This window comes from Actinoplanes octamycinicus (assembly GCF_014205225.1).
GTDB classification, from domain to species: Bacteria; Actinomycetota; Actinomycetes; order Mycobacteriales; family Micromonosporaceae; genus Actinoplanes; species Actinoplanes octamycinicus.
This window is the reverse complement of sequence record NZ_JACHNB010000001.1, coordinates 7,017,422-7,040,357: the sequence shown is the minus strand read 5'-3', so window position 1 is coordinate 7,040,357 and position 22,936 is coordinate 7,017,422. Positions and strand designations below refer to the sequence as shown.

Genomic DNA, 22,936 nt, shown 5'->3' with positions numbered 1-22,936 from the left:
CGTCATGCCGGTCGATGCCCGCCGATCAGGGCCGGAAGTCCCTACTCGCGGGGTCCGGCGGGGACCACGGTGGAGGAAGGAGAACCAGAGGAGGGATTGACGGTGAGGACCTGGAAGGTCAGCGACGTGATGACCCGCGACGTGGTGTCGGTCGCTGAGGACGCCTCTTATCACGACCTGGTGGACCTGCTGGTGGCGAAGCGGATCAGCGCGGTCCCGGTGGTCGACGAATTCGGCCGGGTCACCGGGGTGGTGTCCGAGGCCGACCTGCTCCGCAAGATCGAGTTCGGCGGGGACGAGCAGCCCCGGATCTTCGAGCGGCGCCGGCGCCGCGGTGAGCGGGCGAAGGCATCGGCCCGGACGGCGGCCGGACTGATGAGTACCCCGGCGGTGGTGGCGCTGGCCGACATGTCGATCGCGGCCGCGGCCCGGCTGATGGACGCCAACGAGATCAAGCGGCTGCCGGTGACCGACGACCTCGGCCGGCTGGTCGGGATCGCCTCCCGCGGCGACCTGCTGCGCACCTACCTGCGCACCGACGAGGAGATCCAGGACGACGTGCGGACCGGCGTGCTGCACCCGTTCCTGGCCGACGAGGCCGATGGGGTCACCGTCGAGGTCGACGCCGGAGTGGTCACCTTGACCGGCAAGGTCGAGCGGTGGTCCTCGGCCGACCTCGCGCAGCGGTTGAGCCGCCAGGTCGCCGGCGTGGTCGAGGTCATCTCGTCCCTGGCGTACGACCTGGACGACCGCACGTTCGACGGCCCGCAGCCTCCTTTCGCGACGTATTGAACCTCCGCGCTGGGCCGGCCGCCCGATCGGACGGCCGGGCCGGCCTGTACGTCCTGACGTCGCGTCGGGCGACCATACCCGCCCGGAGTCGAAGGTCACGGCCGGTTCACCTGACGGCCCCCCGGTTGCACCCTCCTGGCCCTGGTGAGCTGAGGAGGCGGGTGTCATGGTCAGGGCAGGAGGTGACGCGCCGATACGTTGCCGTCGTGGCGTGCCGAGACGAATGCGAATCCCGCGAGCAGCGCATCGCCCGCACCAGATGCTCGGTACCCGGCACCGCGCCACAGGCACCCGCCACCCGTCACTGCGCCTCGCAGCCCTGACCGTGGTGCTGCTGGGCCTAGCCGTCCTGGCCGTGCAAGTCATGGGGCTGGCCTTCGTGCTCGCCGGACTCAGCCCGCTCGCGGCCGGCGCGGTCTGCGCGGCCAGTCTGCTGGGCAGCCGGATCGACATCCCGGTGGCCAGGATGAGAAGCCGCCCCGCAGCGGTCCGGTTCCGCACGCTGGCATGGGCCGGAACCCTCTACCTGATCCCCGTGAGCGAAGGCGGTTCGATCGTTGTCGCGGTCAACCTCGGCGGTGCGGTCATCCCGGCGGCAGTGTCGCTGTACCTGGCGGCCCGCACGGGCATGTGGCTCGACGCCGGAATGGCTGTCACCGCCGTCGCGGTGACAGCGCATCTGCTGGCCCGCCCGGAGCCCCGGCTGGGCATCGTGCTGCCTCCGCTGCTGCCCGCCCTGACGGCCGCCGCCGCCGCGGTCCTCCTGCACCCCGCCCAGGGAATCGGTGCGCTGGCCTACATCGCCGGCACGATGGGCACTCTGGTCGGCGCCGACCTCACGCACCTGAACGCTGTACGCCGGATGGACGGGCCGAAGGCGTCGATCGGCGGCGCCGGGACCTTCGACGGTGTGTTCCTCTCCGGTGTTTTCGCCGTGCTGCTGGCCGCGGTCCGGTAGGACCACGGCACGGCCGCTCAGAGAGTGGAGAACCGCCTGGTCCGCTCGGTGCGGTGACAGCGCCGACAGGTGTGGAACTGTGCCGTGACCAGTTCCTCGTCGAGATAGAGCCACGGCCCCCAGTCATGCACGATCCGTGACTCCGTCGAACCGCACCGTGCGCATCGACGCGTTTGAGCGCACCGGCCCTCATCGAGGTAGCCGAACTGACTCCAACTGTGACGTGTTTCCCTTTCGACCTTCCCACAGCAGTCGCAGGTCCGGACGATTTCGCATCGGCTTCCGGGAAGCGACCATGCTCCAGCGTGTCGGCCCAGCCGGCACGCCACTCCACGCAGGGTCATCACTCTGGCCCGCTGTCCGCAGGCGGGGTTCCGGCCCGCTGCTGCTCGGCCAGGGACAGGTAGAGCCGGCTCCGGTCCCGCTGCTTTTGCTCGGCCTGCCGTAGACCCTGCGCCGGCGAGGAGAGCCGCCAGCGCCAGAGCGCCGTCACTCGCTGCTGCCGGGCCGACATGTCGCGGAAGCGCGGGTCCCCGCGCGCGGCCTGCGTCCGGACGTGGGCGATCTCCTGAGCCAAGCCCTCCTCCCACTGGTCGTGACAGCGTTCGGCTGCCCGCAGGCACGTGGCGGCCTGCGCGTTCCAGTTCAGCCGGCATTGCCGGCAGCCGGGCGGCACCCAGATCGGCCAGTAGCGCGGGTCAGCGCCGCGCGGTCCGATCAGCCGTCCGGCACACGGCACCACGCCGTGCCGGCCGGTGCGCGGGCAGGCGCCGTCCGGGCCGGGCCCCTGACAGCGATCGGTGATCTCACCGGTCGACGGATCGCGGATCTCGATCGCTCGCGTGCTCATCGTCCCCGCCTCCTCGCGGTTCGACGTGTGCTCCCACTTCCGGGAAGAGCAAAGTGGTGTGTCCGTTGTCCAGCCAGTGCACCCGGTACGGCGGAAGTCCGTCCGCGCGCCCGACCCCGGTGATGATGCCGACCCGGCGCCGGCCGTTCACGCCGGCCGGCTCGATCACGATCCGGTCCCCGAGCCGCGCCCTCATGACGGGTCACCGGCCGGGACGGCCTCGGGCACGATCGCGATCGGGCAGGCGGCGTGTCGCAGCAGGTGCCGGCTCACCGAGCCGAGCAGCAGGCCGCGCACCGCACCGTGGCCGCGGCCGCCGATCACCAGCAGCTGGGCGGTCTGCCCGGCGGCCACCAGCGCCTCGCCCGGTTCACCGGGGACGGTCTCGGCGCTGATCTGAAGGCCGGGGAAGTCCTCGCGGATCTCCGCCATCGCGGTGTCGGCCTCCGGCTGGTTGCCGAGCACCCGGAGCGCCACGCCGCGACCGGCGGCCTGCTCGGCGGCGAACCGCAGCACGGCCGGGGCCAGCGAGGAGTGGTCCAGCCCGGCCACCACCGGCGCGGTGGGCGTGCCGGGTGCGGTGGCGCCGTGCACCACTACGACCGGGCAGTGCGCGTGCGCGCCGACCGCGGCGCTGAGCGAGCCGACCAGGCCGGGCAGGGCGGCGTGCCCCCGGGTGCCGAGCACGAGCAGGCCGACGTGGCTGGATCGCTCGGCCAGTGCCGTCGACGCCAGCGCGGTCACCGTGGTGGCCTCGACCGGGACCTGTGGGTGGGCCTGCTGGGACTCGGTTACCGCCCGGTCCAGCATGCCGCCGATCACCCGGGCCCGGTAGTCGCTCGGCCGTAGCGCGGGCGACGGCACCATGCTCGCGGCGGGCGCCCAGGCCGGGTACTCGTCGGCGTACATCAGCTCGGCCCGCATGCCGGTGCGGTCGGCCTCGTCCAGCGCCCAGGTCAGCGCCGCCTCCGCGGCGGGCGACCCGTCGTATCCGATGACGATCTTCTTCTCGCGCATGGCAGCGGCCCCCTTCTCCCGGTCTCTCTCCATCGGACGTCCGCGGCGCCGGGGCGGAACAGGGCCGATGGCCCTACTCGGCGGGGCCGTACGCGGGTTAGCAACGAATAAGGGAAATGACCACGGCGGAGCGAGGGTGGGATTCAGGTGTCTGGATACGTGTACGACTTCACCGACGGCAACAAGGACCTCAAGGACCTGCTCGGCGGCAAGGGTGCCAACCTGGCCGAGATGACCCGGATGGGCCTGCCGGTCCCGCCCGGCTTCACCATCACCACCGAGGCCTGCCGCGCGTATCTGCGCACCGGCGACCTGCCGGCCGGACTGCTCGACGAGGTCGAGGACCACTTGCGCGCCGTCCAGCTCAAGCTGGACAAGACCTTCGGCGACCCGAACGACCCGCTGCTGCTGTCGGTGCGCTCCGGCGCCAAGTTCTCGATGCCCGGGATGATGGAGACCATCCTGGACATCGGGCTCAACGACCAGAGCGTGCAGGGGCTGGCCCGGCAGAGCGGCGACGAGCGGTTCGCCTGGGACTCCTACCGGCGGCTGATCCAGATGCTGGGCCGGACCGTGTTCGACGTGCCGGCCGAGGCGTTCGATACGGAGACGGCCGAGGACCCGCGGGAGCTCGTCACGGCGTACCAGAAGATCTTCGAGGAGCACACCGGCCGTGCCTTTCCGCAGGCGCCGCACGAGCAGTTGTTCCTCGCCATCGGCGCGGTCTTCCGGTCCTGGAACGCCGAGCGGGCCGTGCTCTACCGCCGGCAGGAACGCATCCCGCAGGACTTGGGCACCGCTGTCAACGTGATGGCGATGGTCTTCGGCAACCGCGGCGAGGACTCCGGGACCGGTGTGGCGTTCACCCGCGACCCGGCGACCGGGCGGCGCGGCTGCTACGGCGACTACCTGCGCGACGCGCAGGGCGAGGACGTGGTCGCCGGCATCCGCAACACCCTGCCACTGCACGAATTGGCCACCGTCGACCCGACCAGCTACGCCCAGCTGCTGTCCATCATGCAGCGCCTCGAGCAGCGCTACCGCGACCTGTGCGACATCGAGTTCACCATCGAGAACGGCAAGCTGTGGATGTTGCAGACCCGGGTCGGCAAGCGCACCGCGGCGGCCGCCTTCGTGATCGCCGCCCAGCTCGTCGAGGAGGGCGTGATCACCCTGGACGAGGCGCTGCAGCGGGTCACCGGTGAGCAACTCGCCCAGCTGATGTTCCCCAGCTTCGACGAGACGGCCGCGCCGGCGCCGCTGACCACCGGCGTGCCGGCCTCGCCCGGTGCGGCGGTCGGCGCGGTGGTGTTCGACTCGGCGGCCGCCGCGGCCGCGGACCAGCCGGTGATCCTGGTGCGCCGGGAGACCAACCCGGACGACCTACCCGGCATGATCGCCGCCCAGGGGATCCTGACCGCCCGGGGCGGCAAGACGTCGCACGCCGCCGTGGTGGCCCGCGGCATGGGCAAGACCTGCGTGTGCGGCGCCGAGGAGATCCGGATCGGCGCGGACTCGTTCACGGTGGGGGAGCACACCGTCCGGGCCGGCGAGGTGATCTCGATCGACGGCGCGAACGGCCGGGTCTACCCCGGCCCGGTGCCGGTACGCCCGTCCAAGGTGGTGCGGTTCTTCGAAGGTGAGCAGGGCGCTGAAGGCGACCAGCTGCTGTCCGCGATCCAGCGCCTGATGATCCACGCCGATCACGTCGCCCAGCTCGGGGTGCACGCCAACGCGGACACCGGCGCCGACGCGGTCCGGGCCCGGCGGTTCGGCGCCACCGGGATCGGCCTGTGCCGCACCGAGCACATGTTCCTCGGCGACCGCCGGGTCCTGGTCGAGCGGCTGATCCTGGCCGAGGACGACACCGAGCGGGAGGCGGCGCTGGCGGCGCTGCTGCCGCTGCAGCGGGCCGACTTCGAGGAGCTGTTCGCGGCGATGGACGGGCTGCCGGTCACCATCCGGCTGATCGACCCGCCGCTGCACGAGTTCCTGCCGCCGCTCGACGAGCTGACCGCGCGGGTCGCCCGGGCCGAGGCGCTGAGCGAGGACGCCGGGCACGCCGGAGTGCTGCTCAACGCGGTGCGCCGGATGCACGAGGCCAACCCGATGCTGGGGTTGCGCGGCGTTCGTCTCGGTCTGGTCGTTCCGGGCCTCTTCGGCATGCAGGTCCGTGCGGTGGCCGAGGCGGCGGCGGCGCGGTTGGCCGCCGGCGGCGACCCCCAGCCGGAGATCATGGTCCCGCTGGTGAGCGCCGTACCGGAACTGGAGATCGTCCGGGCCGAGGCGGAGAAGGTGCTCGCCTCGGTGCCCGGCGTGCCGCCGATCCGGATCGGCACCATGATCGAGGTGCCGCGGGCCGCGCTGACCGCCGGGCAGATCGCCACGGTGGCCGAGTTCTTCTCCTTCGGCACCAACGATCTGACCCAGATGACCTGGGCCTTCTCCCGCGACGACGTGGAGGGCGCGTTCTTCGGCAGGTACCTGGAGCTGGGTGTCTTCGGCGCGTCGCCGTTCGAGACGATCGACCGCGACGGCGTCGGTGAGCTGGTCCGGGTGGCCGTCGAGCGCGGCCGGGCCGCCCGCCCCGACCTGACCGTGGGCGTCTGCGGCGAGCACGGCGGGGATCCCGCGTCGGTGCGGTTCTTCCACGAGGCCGGGCTCGACTACGTGTCCTGCTCGCCGTTCCGGGTGCCGATCGCCCGGCTGGAGGCGGGCCGGGCCGCAGTGGCCGGGACGACCGGCTCCGACACCCGATAGCTCTGAGACGAGGAAGAAATCATGACCAGCACGATGGACGGGCGGTCGGCGACGGCCGCCCCGGCAACCACGGTCACCGTCCTGCCGGTGACCGACAAGGATCGCCCGGTCGGCGCCTGGATCATCGACGCGGACACCGCGGTCTTCCGTCCGGTGGTCGACGTGACCCGGCTGGCCGGGGCGGCCCTGGCCGCAGCCGGCGCGATCACGGTCGCGGTGGCCGTCACCGCGGTCACCGCCCGGCGGCGGCCGATGATCGGTGCGGTCACGATGGGCCCGGGCGGCTGGGTCAGCGTGAAACGCGCTGGTCGTCCGCGGTTGCGCTCTGCCGAGCAACGCCCCTGGTGGGCGCACCTGATCGGAGCGCACCGTCTCGGCGACTGATGTTCTGCCACGGATCGAAGGCTTAAGCTGCCTGGCATGGTCCAGCCGCCCTCCCTTGGCCTGAGCCCGTTGTCCCGGGTCCGGCTGGACGAGCTGCTGCACGAGATGCTGGAACGGGTCGGCGAGGTGGTGAGCAGCCGGGAGCGGCTGCGCGCCCTGCTCGACGCGGTGGTCGGCATCGGCACCGACCTCGACCTGCGCAGCACCCTGCAGCGCATCGTCGAGGCGGCGTGTGCGCTGGCCGGGGCGAGATACGGCGCGCTGGGCGTGCTCGCGCCCGACCACCGCAGCCTGTCGGACTTCATCACGCACGGTATCGATCCGGCCCTCCATGCCAAGATCGGCGAGCTGCCGCACGGCCGAGGGTTGCTCGGCTTGCTGATCACCGTCCCGGAGGCGGTGCGGCTGCCGGACATCCGCAAGCATCCGGACTCCTTCGGGTTCCCACCTCACCACCCGCCGATGCACAGCTTCCTCGGCGTTCCGGTGCGCACCCGCGACCAGGTCTTCGGCAACCTCTACCTGGCCGAGAAGCAGGGCGCCCCGGAGTTCACCGACGACGACGAGGAGATGATGATCGCTTTGGCGGCCGCGGCCGGCATCGCGATCGACAACGCCCGGCTCTACGAGCTGGCCCAGCGGCGAGAGCGCTGGCTGAGCGCGACCGCCGAGATCACCAGCGTGCTCCTGGGGACGGTCCAGCGCACCGAGGCGCTGCGCCTGATCGCCCGCCGGGCCGGTGAGGTCGCCGACGCCGGGCTGGTACTGGTCATGCTCTACGACGAACCGAACAGTAGCTACACCATCGAGGTCGCCGCCGGCAGCGATCCGGCGGCGACCGGACTGGTTGGTCGTCGCATCCCGGTGGACCGGAATGCGGCCATGGCGTTCGGTCAGGAACGGTACCGCGCGGTCGGGAACCTACGGACGATCACCGACTGGCCGGTTGACATGCCCGCCGTGCCGGCCCTCGCCGCGCCGCTCACCGCCGGCGACACCCTGCAAGGAGTCCTGATCGTCACCCAGCCGGCCGGACGACCGGTGGAGGACCGGGACGCGGTGTTGTTGTCCACCTTCGCTGGACAGGCCGCCCTCGCCCTGGAACGCGCCCGTGCTCAGGAGGAGCGGGAGCTGCTGGCCGTCCTCGAAGACCGTGAGCGGATTGCCCGCGACCTGCACGACGTGGTCATCCAGCGGCTCTTCGCCACCGGCATGCAGCTGCAGGCGACCGTGCCTCAGGTGCTCAAGCCGGATGTGGTCAAGCGGATCAGCGGCGCGGTCGACGACCTGGACGCCACGATTCGCGACATCCGCCGCTCGATTTTCGAGCTGCGCTCGCCGGTCGGCCGGTCCTTGCGCGCCGAGCTCGGCGAGGCGGTTCAGGCGGCGGCCGACAGTCTCGGCTTCCGGCCCGTGGTGGACACCAGCGGGCCGGTGGACAGCGCGGTTTCTGACGACATCGCGCCGGAGCTGCTGGCCGTGGTGCGGGAGTTACTTGCCAACGTGGCACGTCATGCGCAGGCCTCGCACGTCCGAGTGTCGGTCTGCACCAGTGCCGGTGAGATCTCCGTCCGGGTGGAGGACGACGGCGTCGGGATCGATCCGGCGAAGGCGCGCGGTGGATTGGTGAACCTGCGCGGACGCGCCGAGGATCTCGGCGGCCGCTTCGACATCGAGCCCGGTCCGGCCGGCGCCGGCGCCGTGGTGACCTGGCGGGTGCCGGTCAGCCGGTGACCCGGTCAGCCGGCGCGCGGGTGCCGTCCGGCAGCTCCACCGGCCAGTCCGGCGGGACCAGCAGGACCGGGCAGAACCCGTGGTGGCCGGCCGGACGCTTCGGCGGCGTGCTGATCAACTCGGTCAGCTCACCCCGGCCTCCGGTCCCGGCCACCAGCAGCCGGGCCCGTCGCAGGGCGCGATCCAGCGTGTACGGCACGTCCAGGTCCGGCACGACCAGTGGCTGTACGGCTACCTGCGGCAGGCGCCAGGACCACTCGACCAGGGCTGCGGCCAGCCGTTCGGCGACCGCCCGCCGGTGTGGATCGTCGACCGTGATCGGCAGCGGATGCCGATCCGGCTGGTCGGCGGGGCGCCGCCAGGCGTGCGCCGCGACCAGGTCGGCGCCGGCGAGCGCGGCCTGGACGAAGGCGTGCCCGAGCGCGGGTTCGTTCGGACGCCCGGACACGCCGGTCACCACCGGGCCGTGCGGCTCACAACGCCCCTGATGCACGAGCAGCGGGCAATGACAGGTGCGGGCCAGCGCCCTCGCGGTCGAGCCCCAGTCCGGCCGGCTGGTCTGCCCGTCCCGGTGGCCGATCACGAGCAGCCCCGCTTCCCGTGACCACTCGGCGAGCGCGTCGCCGGGCAGACCGGCCCGCAGTTCGGTCTCGACGATCAGCTCCGGGTCGGCGGCCGCGGCGTGCCGGGCGGCAGCCGCCAGCAACTGGCTGCCCTCCGCCTGGCCGCGGTGTGCGCTGCGAATCCGGAATCGGCCGCGGTAGTGGCCCGGCCAAGCGTGCACGATCAGCAGTCGCGCAGCCCGGCGGGCCGCCTCGGCGGCGGCGAGCTCGACGGTGACCGTGCTGGTCATGGAGCCGTCGACGCCGACCACGACGGTGCGATGGTCACTTGACGCGAACACCTTCTCCATATCCGTACGTTATGGAGCTATTTCCAATGATCGATACGGTCACTGGTCCGCAATGCCCAGGCCGTCCGGCCCTGACCGCCTGGCGGCGGACGCTCGACCATGGAGGGTGAGAGGAAGGAGTGCGACCATGATGTATGGCTACCCGCACTTCATGAACACGACAGGGTCGGCCTGGTCCCTGATCCTCGTGATGCTCTTACTGACGATCGCTGTGGTCGGCGCAGTGGCTTGGTGGCCGCAGCGCCGCGAGGGCGAGAGCAGCGCCGAGAAGACACTGGCTGATCGTTATGCTCGCGGTGATATCGACACCGAGGAATACGAGCAGCGGATGCGGACGCTGCATGCTGTTCACCACTGAATCGGATCGTCCGGGCGGAGGCCGCCGTGCAGCCTGTTCGAGTCGGCCTGACCAGCGAGGAAGCCGCCGAGCGGCGGGCAGCCGACGGGCCGAACGTGGTCGCGGCCATCCCACCGCGGCGGCTGCTCGGCCGCATCGGCCGGCAACTGGCCGATCCGCTGGTGGCGCTGCTGCTGGCTGCGGCCGTGATCACCACCCTGCTGCGCGACCTGCCGGACACCGCGGTGATCGTGCTGGTCATCGCGGTCAACACCGCCATCGGGGTGACGCAGGAAGTCCGGGCCGATGCCGCCATCGCCGCTCTGGACCGGCTCGCGGCCCCGCAAGCCCGGGTGGTCCGCGACGGCGACGACCTGATCATCCCGGCCGCCGACGTGGTGCGCGGTGACCTCGTCCGTCTGGAGGCGGGCGACATCGTCCCGGCCGACCTGGTCCTGGCCGAGGCCGAGCGGGCCACCTTCGACGAATCGTCGCTGACCGGCGAGTCCGTGCCGGTCGCCCGCCAGGCGACCGAGCCGGCCTCGGCCGGCACCGTGCTCGTCACCGGCCGGGCCGCCGGTCTCGTCGAGCGGGTCGGCCCGAACAGCTCGCTCGGCCGGATCGCCGCCCTGGTGGCCTCCGCCCGGCCCGGCCTCACTCCGCTGCAACGCCGGCTGGCCGGTCTCGGCCGCATCCTCGGGGTCACAGCGCTGGCCGTCTCGGCGATCGTTTTCGGCCTTGGCGTGCTGGCCGGTCAGCCGATCGTCCGGATGGCGATCACCGCGGTCAGCCTGGTCGTCGCCGCGGTGCCGGAAAGCCTGCCCGCGGTGGTGACCCTGGCCCTCGCGCTCGGCGCGCGCCGGATGGCCCACGCGAACGCGATCCCGCGCCGGTTGCACGCCGTCGAAACGCTCGGCTCGGTGACCGTGATCGCCGCCGACAAGACCGGGACACTCACCGAGAACCGGATGGCGGTGCAGCAGGCGGTGTCGGCGGACGGCCGCCACTACCGGGTCACGGGTCACGGCTATGAGCCGGTCGGGTCGATCCATCCCGCTCCGGATCCCGGCGGAGCGCTCCAGTCCCTCGCCCGAGCCGGCCTGCTCTGCAACGATGCCGACCTGATCGCGCCGGTGCCCGGCCACCCCGACTGGGCCGCAGCCGGCGACCCGATGGAAGCCGCCCTGGTGGCCTTCGCCGCCCGCTGTGGCCTCGACCCGCACACCGAACGGGCCAAGGCGCCCCGGGTCGCCGAGCTGCCGTTCGACCAGAGCAGCCGGCACATGACCACGGTGCACCGGCTGGACAGCGGCGAGCACCTGACCGTCCGCAAGGGCGCTCCGGAGCGGCTCGTCGAGGGCGACCTGCTGACCGCCGCCGAGGAGCTGGCCGCGGCCGGACTGCGGGTCCTGGCGATCGCCACCGCCACCACCCCCGGCTCCGTGGACCCGGTCGCGCCGCCACCGCTGCGAGTCTGCGGGCTGGTGGGCATCGGAGACCCGGTCCGCGCCGGCGCCCCGGCGACCACCGAGGCTTTCGAGCAGGCCGGCGTGCACCTGCTCCTGATCACCGGCGACCATCCCGCCACCGCCGCCGCGATCGGTGCCCAGCTGGGCATCGACGACTCCCGGATCCACGCCCGGACCCGGCCGGAGGGAAAACTGGACATCATCGCCGGGCTGCAGAAGCGCGGTGAGGTGGTGGCGATGACCGGGGACGGCGTCAACGACGCGCCGGCGCTGCGCCGCGCCGACATCGGCGTCGCGATGGGCGGCGGCACCGAGGTCGCCCGGCAGGCCGCCGAACTGGTCCTGGTCGACGACAACCTGGCCACCGTGGCGACCGCGATCGGCGAGGGCCGGCGCATCTACGACAACATCCGCCGCTTCCTGCGCTACGCGCTCACCGGCGGGCTCGCCGAACTGCTGGTCATGCTGGCCGGCCCGCTGCTCGGCATGCCGCTGGCGCTACTGCCCGGCCAGCTGCTCTGGATCAACCTGCTCACCCACGGCATTCCCGGCGTGGCGCTGGGCGCCGAACCCGCCGAGGCCGGTGTGCTGCGCCGCCCGCCGCGCCCACCGCAGGAGTCCGTGCTCGGTGCCGGTCTGCTGCGCGGCGTGCTGCTCGGCGGGGCCGGGGTCACCGCGGTCACCCTGGCCGCCGGCGTCGCCGCCCAGCTGGCCGGCCGGCCCTGGCAGTCGGCCATGTTCGTGGTGCTCGGCCTCGCCCAGCTGGGCGTCGCCCTCGCGGTCCGGGCCCGCCCGGTGGCCGGCACCCGCCCGAACCGGTGGCTGCCGGCCGCCGTGGCGCTGTCCGCGGCGCTGCAGCTCGCCGGGGTGCTCACCGGGCCCCTGCGCACGCTGCTCACCACCGAGCCGCTGACCGCGGTGGAACTGGTCGCCTGCGCCGCTGTCGCGGCCCTGCCCGGCCTGATGACGCGCGCCTTCCGGGGAAGCGCCGGCTGATGCTCATCGACGGCGGGGGCCTGCTGCTGGTGCGGCACGGGCAGAGCGTGAGCAACGCGGCCGACGTGTTCACCGGCTGGTCCGATCCGCCGTTGAGCCCGCTCGGTGTCGCCCAGGCGCGTCAGGCCGGCACCCTCCTGCGACGGCTCGGTCTGCGCCCGACAAGCGTGCACACCTCGCTGCTGCGCCGATCGATCGCCACCGCGGCGATCCTGATGGCGGTGCTCGGCTGCGGCCAGGTCCCGGTGTACCGGTCGTGGCGGCTCAACGAACGCCACTACGGCGCGCTCACCGGCCGGGACAAGCGCGCCGTGGCCGCCGAGGTGGACGCCGCCACCTTCCGGGCCTGGCGGCGGTCCTACGCGACCGGCCCACCGCCGATCAGCGAGCCCGCCGCCGCGGCGATGTACGCCGATCCCCGGTACGCCGGGCTGTCGGCGACGGTGCTGCCGCGCGCGGAGAGCCTCGCCGATGTCCGGGCCCGGACCGTACCGTACTGGTCGGAGGTGTTGCGGCCGTTGCTGCTGGCCGGTGGGACGCCGCTGGTCGTCGGGCATGGCAACAGCCTGCGCGCCCTGGTCATGCATCTCGAAGGGCTGTCGGTGGCAGCCGTGGAACAGCTCGACATCCCCACCGCGGTCCCGATGCTGTACCACCTCGACCCGCGCGGGCGTGCCGTCACCGGTCCGCAGGGGCGCTACCTGGACCCGGTCGGCGCCGCCGAGCCGATCCGCGTCGGTCCGGGACTTCCGGCCCTGTCCGCCGCAGACCGGTGCGGCGCACGGTGAGAGATGACGGCAACCCGGACCTCGGGAGGTGCCATGCGATCCGGTGTCATGGACCCGGCAGGGCTGGACGTCCTGTTCGGGACACTGCACGAACGGGGCTACACGATCGTCGGCCCGACGGTGCGCGACGATGCCGTGCAACTGGCCGAACTCGACTCGGCGGACCAGTTGCCGTACGGCTGGAGCGCGGACACCGACGCCGGACGCTACCGGCTGCGCCGCCGTGCCGACCGTGCGGCGTTCGCGCACAGCGCCGGGCCGCAGTCGATGAAGAACTTCCTGCACCCACCCCGGGCCCAGCTCTGGGCTGGTGACCGCGCAACCGGTGCGGTGACACCGCCCGCTCCGGCCCGGAAACGGTACGCGTTCGTCGGCGTGCACCCGTGCGATGTGGCCGCGACGGCCGTGCTCGATCGGGTCCTCGCCGAGGGCCGGTACCCCGACCCGGTGTACACCGCCCACCGCGACGGCACCTTCGTGGTGGTCGCCGAGTGCACCGAACCCGGCGCTACCTGCTTCTGCGCGTCGACGGCGACCGGACCGTCCGCCACCGGCGGTTTCGACCTGGCTTTGACCGAGCTGCTCGGCGACAGCCACCGGTTCCTGATCCGGGTGGGGTCACCGGCCGGCGACGAGGTGTTCGCCGGGCTGCCCACCCGGCCCGCGGCCGATGAGGACATCGCCGCGGCGCACGACGCGCTCCGGCACGCCGCCACCACCATGTCCCGGCATCTGCCCGAGCAGCCGATGCCGGAGCTGATCGCCGCGAGCCGCGAGTCGCCCCACTGGGACGACGTCGCCTCCCGATGCCTCACCTGCGGCAACTGCACGATGGTCTGCCCCACCTGCTTCTGCACCACGACCGAGGACGTCACCGACCTGACCGGCGAGCACGTGGAACGCTGGCGGCACTGGGACTCGTGCTTCAGCCTCGACTTCTCCTACCTGCACGGCGGTCCGGTGCGCACCAGCGGCCAGTCCCGCTACCGCCAGTGGATCAGCCACAAGCTGGGCACCTGGCCGGAACAGTTCGGCATCTCCGGCTGTGTCGGCTGCGGCCGCTGCATCGCCTGGTGCCCGGCCGGCATCGACATCACCCGCGAGGCGGCCGCCCTGGCGCAGGGAGGACCGGCATGAGCCCGCAACCCTTCCTGTCCGGGCTCAGCCCTCGGCTGCTCAGCGACCTGATCGAGTGCGGCACCGAAGTCCGCTACCCCGACGGCTACCGGATCTTCGCCGAGGGCGCAGCCGCCGACCGCTTCTGGCTGATCCGGACGGGAACCGTCGCCCTCGACGTGACCGTGCCGGGAAACGGCGAGCAGATCCTGGAGACCATCGGTGCCGGTGACCTGCTCGGGTGGTCATGGCTGCTGCCGCCGTACCGGTGGCGGTTCGGGGCAGTGGCCCGCACCCCGGTGACCGCCACCGAGTTCGACGCCGCCGCGGTACGCCGGCGCTGCGCCGCGGACGCCGACTTCGGCTACGCGGTGCTGCAACGCTTCGTCCCGGTGCTCGGCGACCGGTTGACCGCCGCCCGGCTGCGGCTGCTCGACCTCTGGAGCCGGTCGTGAACCCGGCCGTGCCGCAACCGGGCCGGGTGGTCCGCCGGCGGCAGGACACCGCCGACACGGTCACGATCGAACTGACCGGGGCCGGCCAGCCGCTGCCGGCGTTCCAGCCGGGCCAGTTCGCCATGCTCACCGCGTACGGTGTGGGTGACGTCCCGATCTCGATCAGCGGTATCGAGGGCGCCCGGCCCACCCACACCATCCGCGCGGTCGGCGCGGTCACCCGGGCGCTGTGCGCGGCCCGGCCCGGCGACCTCATCGGCGTGCGCGGCCCGTTCGGGATCGGCTGGGACCTGGACGCCGCGGCCGGCCACGACGTGCTGGTGGTGGCCGGCGGGATCGGGCTGGCCCCGCTGCGCCCGGTCGTCGAACGGCTGCTGGCCGACCGCGCGTCGTACCGGAAAGTGTCGGTCCTGGTCGGCGCCCGGCAGCCGGCCGAACTGCTCTACCCGGACGACCTCGCCCGCTGGTCGGCCCAGGCGCAAATCCTGACCGTCGTGGACCGCCCGGCCGACGGCTGGACCGGGCCGGTGGGCCTGGTCACCACGGTCATCCCGGCAGCCGCCGTCGACCCGGCCACCAGTGTCGCCTACCTCTGCGGCCCGGAGCTGATGATGCGGTTCACCGCCCAGGCGCTGATCAGCCGGGGCGTGCCCGCCGAGCAGGTTCAGGTGTCGCTGGAACGGTGCATGCGCTGCGGCGTCGGCTGGTGCGGGCACTGCCAGCTGGGCCCGCTGCTGATCTGCCGGGACGGGCCGGTGGTGCCCTACCCGGTTGCCGAGCCACTGCTGTCGACCCGGGAGCTGTGATGGACACGCCGACCCTCGCCGTGTGGAAGTTCGCCTCCTGCGACGGCTGCCAGCTCAGTCTGCTCGACTGCGAGGACGACCTGCTCGCCGTCGCCGGCCGGGTCCGGATCGCGCACTTCCTGGAGGCGTCCAGCGACGTGTTGCCCGGCCCCTATGACATCTCGCTGGTCGAAGGGTCGATCACCACGCCCGGCGACGCCGAGCGGATCCGGCAGGTCCGCGCGGAGTCCCGCCTCCTGATCACCATCGGCGCCTGCGCCACCGCCGGCGGCATCCAGGCCCTGCGCAACCAGGCCGACATCACCGAGTACGCCCGGGCGGTCTACGCCCGGCCCGAATACCTGCGGACGCTGGCCACCTCGACCCCGATCGCCGCGCACGTCGACGTCGACTACGAGCTGCACGGCTGCCCGATCGACCGGCGGCAGCTCGTCGAGACGATCAGCGCGCTGCTGGCCGGCCGGCGGCCCGCCCTGCCCGCGCACAGCGTCTGCTTCGAATGCAAACGACGCAACACCGTCTGCGTGGTGGTGGCCCGTGGCGAGCCCTGCCTGGGGCCGGTGACCCGAGCCGGGTGCGGAGCGCTCTGCCCGGCCTTCGGGCGCGGCTGCTTCGGCTGCTTCGGCCCCGCCGAGACGCCGAACGCCCCGGCCGAGGCGGCCCTGCTGCGCGCCACCGGCATGTCGGACGACGACATCCGGCGGATCCACCGCACCTTCACCGTCGCGGCTTTCGAGGAGGCGGCACCGTCATGACGCACCGCTACGAACGGGTGATCGACGTGCGGGCGCTGGCCCGGGTCGAGGGTGAGGGCGCCATGCACGTGCGGGTCCGCGACGGGGCGGTCGAGGACGTCCGGCTGGAGATCTACGAGCCGCCGCGTTTCTTCGAGGCATTCCTGCGCGGCCGGCAGCACACCGAGCCCCCGGACATCACCGCCCGGATCTGCGGCATCTGCCCGGTGGCGTACCAGATGAGCGCCTGCGCCGCGATCGAGGACGCCTGCCGGGTCACCGTGCCAGCCAGCATCGCCGCGCTGCGGCGGCTGATCTACTGCGGCGAGTGGATCGAGAGCCACACCCTGCACATCTACCTGTTGCACGCGCCCGACTTCCTCGGCTACGGCAGCGCCCTCGCGCTCGCCAAGGACCGGCGTGACCTCGTCGAGCGCGGCCTGGCGCTGAAGCAGGCCGGCAACGATCTGATCGAGCTGGTCGGCGGCCGGGCCATCCACCCGATCAACGTCCGGGTCGGGGGCTTCTACCGGGTGCCGGCGCCGGGCGACCTGGCTCCGCTGCGCGAGCGGCTGCGGGTCGCTCTGGACCAGGCCCTCGACACCGTGCGCTGGGTGGCCGGCTTCGACTTCCCGGACTTCCACCACGACCACGAGATGCTCTCGCTGTGCACCCCCGGGACATACCCGATCGAAACCGGATTCGTCACCACGACCGGCGGCCTCTGCTTCGACGTCCGGCAGTTCGAGCAGCACATCGTCGAGGAACAGGTGCCGCACTCCACGGCGCTGCACGCCCGTCTCGCCGGCCGCGGCCGGTACCTGACCGGCCCGGCCGCCCGCTTCACCCTCAACCAGCACTGGCTGACCCCGCTGGCCCGCGAGGCGGCGACCGCGGCCGGGCTCGGCGAGGACTGCCGCAACCCGTACCGCAGCATCGTGGTCCGGGCCGTCGAGACGGTGTACGCGGTCGAGGAGGCGATCCGCCTGATCGACGCCTACGAGCCGCCGCCGGCTCCGGCAGCCGTGGTGCCGGCCCGGCCCGGCACCGGCCGTGGCGCCACCGAGGCACCACGAGGCACCCTGTTCCACCGGTACGACCTCGACCCGGACGGCCGGATCACCGCGGCCCGCATCGTGCCACCGACCTCGCAGAACCAGGCCGCCATCGAGGACGACCTGGCCCGCTTCGTCGCCGGCCGGCTCGACCTGGACAACGAGCGGCTGACCGCCCAGTGCGAGCAGGCGATCCGCAACTACGACCCGTGCATCTCCTGCGCGACCCACTTCCTGGACCTGCACGTGGAACGGGCCTGAGATGGTGGCGCGCAGGGTGGTCATCGGCATCGGCAACGAGTACCGGCGCGACGACGGATTCGGCCCCTGGGTGGTGGCCGAGCTGGCCGCCCGCCGCGCCGATGATCCCCGGTTGGACGGGGTCGACTTGCGGGTCAGCGACGGGGAACCCAGCCGGATGTTGCAGGCGTGGTCCGGAGCCGACCTCGCCGTGCTGGTGGATGTCGCCGCCGGCGACCGCACCGGGTGGTGCGAGGTGTCGCTGCCCGAGGACGCCGGGCCGGGCGGACCGGTCGCCTCCGGGCACGCCATCGGGCTGGGCGACACGATCCGGCTGGCCCGGGTGCTGGACCGGCTCCCGCGCCGGCTGGTCGCGCTGGTCGCCTACGGTCGTGAGTTCGGCTTCGGACCCGGTCTCAGCGCCCCGGTCGCCGCCACCATCCGGCCGGTCACCGAGCGGATCTGCGAGCTGGTGGCCGCGTCATGACCGCCGTGCGCGCACCACAGGCCTGGTCGGTGCGGGTCCGCGGCACCGTGCAGGGCGTCGGGTTCCGCCCGTTCGTGCACCGTGTGGCCACCGGTCTGCGCCTGGACGGAGAGGTCCGCAACGTCGGCGGTGAGGTGCTCATCCGAGTCGGCGGACCTGAGCAGGCGGTGGCCCGGCTGATCGAGGCGCTGCGCGCGCAAGCCCCGGCGGCCGCGCGGATCGGCGAGATCACCGTCACCCCCGACGGCGCCGCCCCGCCACCCGGGTTCCGGGTGGTGGCCAGCGCCGACACCGACCTGCCCCAGGGTTTCGCCGGGCTGCCCGCCGACCTCGCCATCTGCGGCGACTGCCTGGACGAGCTGTTCAGCCCGGCCGACCGGCGCTACCGGTACCCGTTCATCAACTGCACCGCCTGCGGACCGCGGGCGACCATCATCGACAGCCTTCCGTACGACCGGCAGCGCACCGCGATGGCCGGCTTCCCGCTCTGCCCGCGGTGCGCCGCCGAATACCGCGACCCGGCGGACCGGCGGTTCCATGCCGAACCGGTGGCCTGCCCGGCCTGCGGGCCGCGGCTCACCTGGCGGGCCGGTGGGCGCACCGCCACCGGCGAGCAGGCGCTGACCGTGGCGGCCGCCGCGATCGCGGTCGGCCGGATCATCGCGGTCAAGGGACTCGGCGGCTACCAGCTGGTGTGTGACGCCACCAACGCGGCCGTGGTCGATCGGCTGCGGCGGCGCAAGCTGCGGCCGCGCAAGCCGTTCGCGGTGATGGTCGCCGACCTGGCCGCCGCCCGGGCCCTGGCCCGGGTCGACCCGGCCGCGGCGGCTGCCCTGGGCGGCCCGGAGCGTCCGATCGTGCTGCTGCCGGCCCGGCTGGGTGGTGCGCTGGCTCCGTCGGTGGCGCGCGGCCTGGACCGGATCGGGCTGTTCCTGCCCACCACCGCGCTGCACCACCTGCTGCTCCATGACCTGGGTCGCCCACTCGTGGTGACCAGCGGCAACCGAGCCGATGAGCCGATCGCGATCGACGACGCCGAGGCGGCCGACCGGCTCGCCGGGATCGCCGACGGCTTCCTCGGCCACGACCGGCCGATCCGGGCCCGCTACGACGACTCGGTGGTGCAGGTCGTCGCGGGCTCCGCCCGGCTGGTCCGCCGGGCCCGTGGCTACGCTCCCGGCGCGCTGACCCTGCCGGTGCCGGCCCGCAAGCCGATCCTGGCCGTCGGGGCACAGCTCAAGAACACTTTCGCGCTGGCCCGGGCCGGCCAGGCGCTGATCGGCCCGCACGGCGGCGACCTGGCCGATGCCGACAGCCTGGCCGCGTTCGAGGCCACCGTGGCCCAGCTCTGCCGGCTGCACCGGTGTGAACCCGAGGTCTACGCCCACGATCTGCACCCCGACTACCTGTCCACCGGCTACGCCCAGCGGATGGCGACCCCGCCGCGACGGGTCGGGGTGCAGCACCACCATGCCCACGTCGTGTCGTGCGCCGCGGAGCACGGCGTGGACGGCCCGTTCCTCGGGGTCGCCTACGACGGGCTCGGGTTCGGCGACGACGGCCGGTTCTGGGGCGGAGAGTTGCTGTTGTCCACCTACACCGGCTTCCGGCGACTGGGCCGGTTCGGGACCGCGCCGTTGCCCGGCGGGCAGGCCGCGGTGCGCCGCCCGGCCCGGATGGCCCTCGGCTATCTGTACGGCGGCGAGTTCCCGGTGCCGCCCGGGCCGGTGCCGGCTCTGCTCCACCGGATGCCGGCGGCCGAGCAGGCCCTGATCCGCCGGATGATCGAGCGCGGGGTGCACTGTCCGCCCGCCTCCAGCGCCGGCCGGTTCCTCGACGCGGCGGCCAGTCTGCTCGGCGTCCGTGACGACGCCGGATATGAGGGCGAGGCGGCGATCCTGCTGGAGGCGGCGGCACATCGCGCCGGCGGCCGCCCGGAGCCGCTGCCGTGGCGGATCACCCGGATCGGCGGACTCTGGGTCTACGACTGGTCCGGAACCCTCGGCGCCCTGCTGGAACGCGGTGCTGCGGGGGAGTCCGCCGACGATCTGGCGGCGGCGATCCACCGTACCGTGATCGAGGTGACCGTGGCACTCTGCACCCGGGCCGCCGAGCGGACCGGAGTGCGGACCGTCTGCCTCTCCGGCGGCTGCCTGCAGAACCGCATCCTGGCGACCGGCCTGTCGGACGCGCTGAGCGCGGCGGGGCTGACCGCTTTGCTCAACCGCCAGGTGCCGGCCGGCGATGGTGGGATCAGTTACGGCCAGGCGGTGATCGCCGCGGCCCGGCTCGCCGGGGACGGCTGACATGTGCCTGGGCATCCCCGGCCGGATCACCGGGATCGAACAGCAGGACGGTCTGCGGATCGGCACCGTCGACTTCGGTGGCGTGCGCAAACAGGTCTGCCTGGACTACACCCCGCAGGCCGGCGCCGGGGACTACGTGATCGTGCATGTCGGCTTCGCGATCAGCGTCGTCGACGCCGCGGAGGCGCAGCGCACCCTCGCCGTGCTGCGCGCCATGGGCGATGTCCTGGCGCAGGAGCTCGGGCCGTGAGGTACCTCGACGAATACCGCGACCCGGACCTGGCCCGGACGCTGCTCGCCGAGCTGCGCCGGGTCACCACCCGGCCGTGGGCGCTGATGGAGGTGTGCGGCGGGCAGACCCACACCCTCGTCCGGCAGGGCATCGACGAACTGCTGCCCGGCGGCATCCGGATGATCCACGGGCCGGGCTGCCCGGTCTGCGTCACCCCGCTCGAAGTCCTCGACCGGGCGATGGCGATCGCGCAGCGGCCCGGCGTGATCCTCACCAGCTTCGGCGACATGCTGCGGGTGCCCGGCTCGCACACCGACCTGCTGGCGCTGCGCGCCCGGGGCGCCGACGTCCGGGTCGTGTACTCGCCGATGGACGCGGTCACCCTGGCCAAGGCGTATCCGGACCGGCAGGTGGTGTTCCTCGCCGTCGGGTTCGAGACCACCGCCCCGGCCAACGCCATGGCCGTCCGGCACGCCGCCACCCTCGGACTGACCAACTTCAGTGTCCTGGTCAGCCACGTGCTGGTGCCGCCCGCTATGACCGCCGTGCTGCGCGCACCCACCTGCCAGGTCCAGGGCTTTCTCGCCGCCGGTCACGTCTGCGCGGTGATGGGCTGGACCGAGTACGAGCCGATCGCCGCGGAATTCCGGGTGCCGATCGTGGTCACCGGTTTCGAACCCCTCGACCTGCTCGAGGGCATCCTGATGGCGGTGCGCCAGCTGGAGAGCGGCGAGCACCGGGTGCAGAACCAGTACGCCCGGGCCGTCCGCCGCGATGGCAACACCGCGGCCCAGGACGCCGTGCGCAGCGTCTTCCGGATCACCGATCGGGCCTGGCGCGGGATCGGCGCCATCCCGGACAGCGGCCTCACCCTCACCGACGAGTACGCCGCGTTCGACGCCGGGCGCCGGTTCGACGTCGGCCGCATCGTGGTGCGCGAACACCCCGAGTGCGTGGCCGGCGACATCCTGACCGGCGACAAGGTCCCGACCGACTGCCGCGCCTACGGCACCGCCTGCACCCCGCGCACGCCGCTGGGCGCGCCGATGGTGTCGGCGGAGGGCACCTGCGCCGCCTACTACTCCGCCGGGCGCCGCCGCCCGCCCGACCCGGAAGGCCAGCCATGACCACCGTCGACCCCACGACCGGCACCTGCCCGGCACCGTTCCCCGAGACCGAGCGGGTCCTGCTCGGGCACGGCGCCGGCGGGCGGCTGTCCGCCGAGCTGATCGCCGGCGTGCTGGTGCCCGCGCTCGGCTCGGCCGCCGATCGCGGCCCCCTGGAGGACGCCGCGCTGGTGCGGATGGACGGCACCGATCTGGCCCTGAGCACCGACGCGTACGTCGTCGACCCGCTCTTCTTCCCCGGCGGCGACATCGGTGCGCTGGCCGTCCACGGGACCGTCAACGACCTGGCCATGCGCGCGGCGATGCCGGTCGCGCTGACCCTCGCGTACGTCGTCGAAGAGGGTCTGCCGCTGGCCGACCTGCGCCGGGTCACCGCCTCGGCCGGAGCGGCCGCGGAGGCCGCCGGCGTGCCGGTGGTCACCGGCGACACCAAGGTGGTCGGCCGGGGCGCCGCCGACCGCCTCTTCGTGATCACCGCCGGTCTGGGCCGCCGGCTGCCCGGCGCGGCCCCGTCGGCGGCCGGCGCCCGCCCCGGCGACGCGATCCTGCTCTCCGGCCCGCTCGGCTGCCACGGCGTCACCGTGCTCAGCACCCGCGAGGGCCTGGGCTTCGAGGTGGACCTGGCCTCCGACACCCAGCCCCTGCACCGGCTGGTCGGCACGATGGTGGCCGCCGGCGGGGACGCCGTGCACGCGCTGCGCGACCCGACCCGGGGCGGCCTGGCCGCGTCGCTGAACGAGATCGCGGTGGCCTCCGGAGTCGGCGCCGAGATCGACGAACGGGCGCTGCCGGTGCCGGAACCCGTCCGGGCGGCGTGCGAGATGCTCGGTCTCGACCCGGCCTATGTGGCCAACGAGGGCTGCCTGGTCGCGTTCGTGGCGCCGGACCGGGCGGAGGCCGTGCTCACCGCGATGCGGGCGCGGCCGGAGGCCCGCGACGCGGTCCGCATCGGCACGGTCGTCCCGGACGGGCCGGTGGTGGTCCGCACCGCGGTCGGCGCCCGGCGGGTGCTCGACATGCCGCTGGGCGAACAACTGCCGCGGATCTGCTGACCCGACTTGTCTTCGACGGTTTCTGCTCGCCGGGGTGCCCGGAACGGCATCGCGGCCCCGTCCGGCGGAGCCGCGCCCGATCCGTCGCAGCGAGGCACGGCGCCAAGGCCTCTCCCGGCCCGGCCGACGAGCGGATAGCCGGATCAGCCGACTCGGCGCCACGGCCATGATCATGGAAGAGGGTCAGGAGAACCCGGACCGCGGTCTGATGAGCCGGTCGCCCCGCGCCGCCGTCTCCACCGCACAGATCATGGTGCCGCTCAAGGCCACCATGGCCGACGCCGGAGACTGCGGCTACCGGGCGATCAGGGCGTCAGGAGATGGATGA

The 22,936-nt window shown here is 73.2% G+C and carries 23 protein-coding genes; 19 read left to right on the top strand and 4 right to left on the bottom strand.

The genetic code is table 11. From position 1 onward, the window contains the following. Window positions 1-102 precede the first annotated feature (102 nt). Window positions 103-792: a CBS domain-containing protein gene (locus BJY16_RS31530; RefSeq protein WP_185043171.1), complete on the top strand. Its 690-nt coding sequence runs from the start codon at window positions 103-105 to the stop codon at window positions 790-792. A 259-nt stretch (window positions 793-1,051) separates the two neighbouring features. Beyond that, window positions 1,052-1,750: a DUF1614 domain-containing protein gene (locus BJY16_RS31525; protein ID WP_185043170.1), complete on the top strand. Its 699-nt coding sequence runs from the start codon at window positions 1,052-1,054 to the stop codon at window positions 1,748-1,750. 343 nt (window positions 1,751-2,093) lie between these two features. Here the strand turns inward: BJY16_RS31525 and BJY16_RS31520 are convergent, their stop codons facing one another. The 3 genes from BJY16_RS31520 to BJY16_RS31510 are packed head-to-tail and all read right to left on the bottom strand — an operon-like array spanning window position 2,094 to window position 3,650. After that, window positions 2,094-2,600: a hypothetical protein gene (locus tag BJY16_RS31520; RefSeq protein WP_185043169.1), complete on the bottom strand. Its 507-nt coding sequence runs from the start codon at window positions 2,598-2,600 to the stop codon at window positions 2,094-2,096. Then, complete coding sequence (locus tag BJY16_RS31515) at window positions 2,557-2,796, bottom strand: DUF1918 domain-containing protein (RefSeq protein WP_185043168.1); 240 nt, start codon at window positions 2,794-2,796, stop codon at window positions 2,557-2,559. Before BJY16_RS31515 ends, BJY16_RS31520 begins: the two co-directional genes overlap by 44 nt. After that, the gene (locus tag BJY16_RS31510; protein WP_239177248.1) at window positions 2,793-3,650 is read right to left on the bottom strand and encodes a universal stress protein; all 858 of its coding nucleotides are present in this window, start codon (window positions 3,648-3,650) and stop codon (window positions 2,793-2,795) included. The genes BJY16_RS31515 and BJY16_RS31510 overlap by 4 nt, the downstream gene beginning before the upstream one ends. 114 nt (window positions 3,651-3,764) lie before the next feature. On the opposite strand from BJY16_RS31510, the gene ppdK reads away from it, so the two are divergent. The 3 genes from ppdK to BJY16_RS31495 are packed head-to-tail and all read left to right on the top strand — an operon-like array spanning window position 3,765 to window position 8,495. Then, window positions 3,765-6,377 (top strand): pyruvate, phosphate dikinase, encoded by a 2,613-nt coding sequence (gene ppdK / locus BJY16_RS31505; RefSeq protein ID WP_185043167.1) that lies wholly within the window; start codon window positions 3,765-3,767, stop codon window positions 6,375-6,377. Window positions 6,378-6,398: 21 nt separating this feature from the next. Beyond that, on the top strand, window positions 6,399-6,761 hold the full coding sequence (locus tag BJY16_RS31500; RefSeq protein WP_185043166.1) for a hypothetical protein: 363 nt from the start codon (window positions 6,399-6,401) through the stop codon (window positions 6,759-6,761). Between the two features lie 36 nt (window positions 6,762-6,797). Continuing rightward, on the top strand, window positions 6,798-8,495 hold the full coding sequence (locus BJY16_RS31495) for a sensor histidine kinase (protein WP_239177250.1): 1,698 nt from the start codon (window positions 6,798-6,800) through the stop codon (window positions 8,493-8,495). Here the strand turns inward: BJY16_RS31495 and BJY16_RS31490 are convergent. After that, window positions 8,485-9,408, bottom strand: a complete 924-nt coding sequence (locus BJY16_RS31490; protein ID WP_185043165.1) for a universal stress protein — start codon at window positions 9,406-9,408, stop codon at window positions 8,485-8,487. The two genes, BJY16_RS31495 and BJY16_RS31490, sit on opposite strands and share 11 nt — an antisense overlap. Window positions 9,409-9,535: 127 nt before the next feature. Here BJY16_RS31490 and BJY16_RS31485 point away from each other — a divergent pair, with 127 nt between their 5' ends. The 14 genes from BJY16_RS31485 (at window position 9,536) to BJY16_RS31420 (ending at window position 22,936) form a co-directional block, all read left to right on the top strand. Further along, window positions 9,536-9,766, top strand: a complete 231-nt coding sequence (locus BJY16_RS31485; protein ID WP_185043164.1) for an SHOCT domain-containing protein — start codon at window positions 9,536-9,538, stop codon at window positions 9,764-9,766. A 26-nt stretch (window positions 9,767-9,792) separates the two neighbouring features. Next, complete coding sequence (locus tag BJY16_RS31480; protein ID WP_239177252.1) at window positions 9,793-12,210, top strand: cation-translocating P-type ATPase; 2,418 nt, start codon at window positions 9,793-9,795, stop codon at window positions 12,208-12,210. Next, entirely contained in the window at window positions 12,210-12,998 is a 789-nt protein-coding gene (locus BJY16_RS31475) for a 2,3-bisphosphoglycerate-dependent phosphoglycerate mutase (RefSeq protein ID WP_185043163.1), read from the top strand. Before BJY16_RS31480 ends, BJY16_RS31475 begins: the two co-directional genes overlap by 1 nt. A 33-nt stretch (window positions 12,999-13,031) precedes the next feature. After that, complete coding sequence (locus BJY16_RS31470; protein ID WP_203759005.1) at window positions 13,032-14,135, top strand: 4Fe-4S dicluster domain-containing protein; 1,104 nt, start codon at window positions 13,032-13,034, stop codon at window positions 14,133-14,135. Continuing rightward, window positions 14,132-14,569: a cyclic nucleotide-binding domain-containing protein gene (locus tag BJY16_RS47700; RefSeq protein WP_185043162.1), complete on the top strand. Its 438-nt coding sequence runs from the start codon at window positions 14,132-14,134 to the stop codon at window positions 14,567-14,569. Before BJY16_RS31470 ends, BJY16_RS47700 begins: the two co-directional genes overlap by 4 nt. Further along, entirely contained in the window at window positions 14,566-15,375 is an 810-nt protein-coding gene (locus tag BJY16_RS31460) for an FAD/NAD(P)-binding protein (protein WP_185043161.1), read from the top strand. Before BJY16_RS47700 ends, BJY16_RS31460 begins: the two co-directional genes overlap by 4 nt. After that, entirely contained in the window at window positions 15,375-16,130 is a 756-nt protein-coding gene (locus BJY16_RS31455) for an NADH-quinone oxidoreductase subunit B family protein (protein ID WP_185043160.1), read from the top strand. Before BJY16_RS31460 ends, BJY16_RS31455 begins: the two co-directional genes overlap by 1 nt. Then, complete coding sequence (locus BJY16_RS31450; protein ID WP_185043159.1) at window positions 16,127-17,425, top strand: Ni/Fe hydrogenase subunit alpha; 1,299 nt, start codon at window positions 16,127-16,129, stop codon at window positions 17,423-17,425. Before BJY16_RS31455 ends, BJY16_RS31450 begins: the two co-directional genes overlap by 4 nt. 1 nt (window position 17,426) lies before the next feature. Next, a complete protein-coding gene (locus BJY16_RS31445; protein ID WP_185043158.1) occupies window positions 17,427-17,891 on the top strand; it encodes a hydrogenase maturation protease in 465 nt (154 codons plus the stop codon). Next, on the top strand, window positions 17,888-20,197 hold the full coding sequence (gene hypF, locus BJY16_RS31440) for a carbamoyltransferase HypF (RefSeq protein WP_185043157.1): 2,310 nt from the start codon (window positions 17,888-17,890) through the stop codon (window positions 20,195-20,197). Before BJY16_RS31445 ends, hypF begins: the two co-directional genes overlap by 4 nt. Before the next feature lies 1 nt (window position 20,198). Beyond that, window positions 20,199-20,447: a HypC/HybG/HupF family hydrogenase formation chaperone gene (locus BJY16_RS31435; protein ID WP_185043156.1), complete on the top strand. Its 249-nt coding sequence runs from the start codon at window positions 20,199-20,201 to the stop codon at window positions 20,445-20,447. Beyond that, window positions 20,444-21,556 carry a hydrogenase formation protein HypD gene (hypD, locus tag BJY16_RS31430; RefSeq protein ID WP_185043155.1) on the top strand — a complete coding sequence of 371 codons (1,113 nt, stop codon included), beginning with the start codon at window positions 20,444-20,446 and terminating at the stop codon, window positions 21,554-21,556. Before BJY16_RS31435 ends, hypD begins: the two co-directional genes overlap by 4 nt. Continuing rightward, complete coding sequence (gene hypE / locus BJY16_RS31425; protein WP_185043154.1) at window positions 21,553-22,608, top strand: hydrogenase expression/formation protein HypE; 1,056 nt, start codon at window positions 21,553-21,555, stop codon at window positions 22,606-22,608. Before hypD ends, hypE begins: the two co-directional genes overlap by 4 nt. Before the next feature lie 166 nt (window positions 22,609-22,774). After that, window positions 22,775-22,936: a hypothetical protein gene (locus BJY16_RS31420; RefSeq protein WP_185043153.1), complete on the top strand. Its 162-nt coding sequence runs from the start codon at window positions 22,775-22,777 to the stop codon at window positions 22,934-22,936.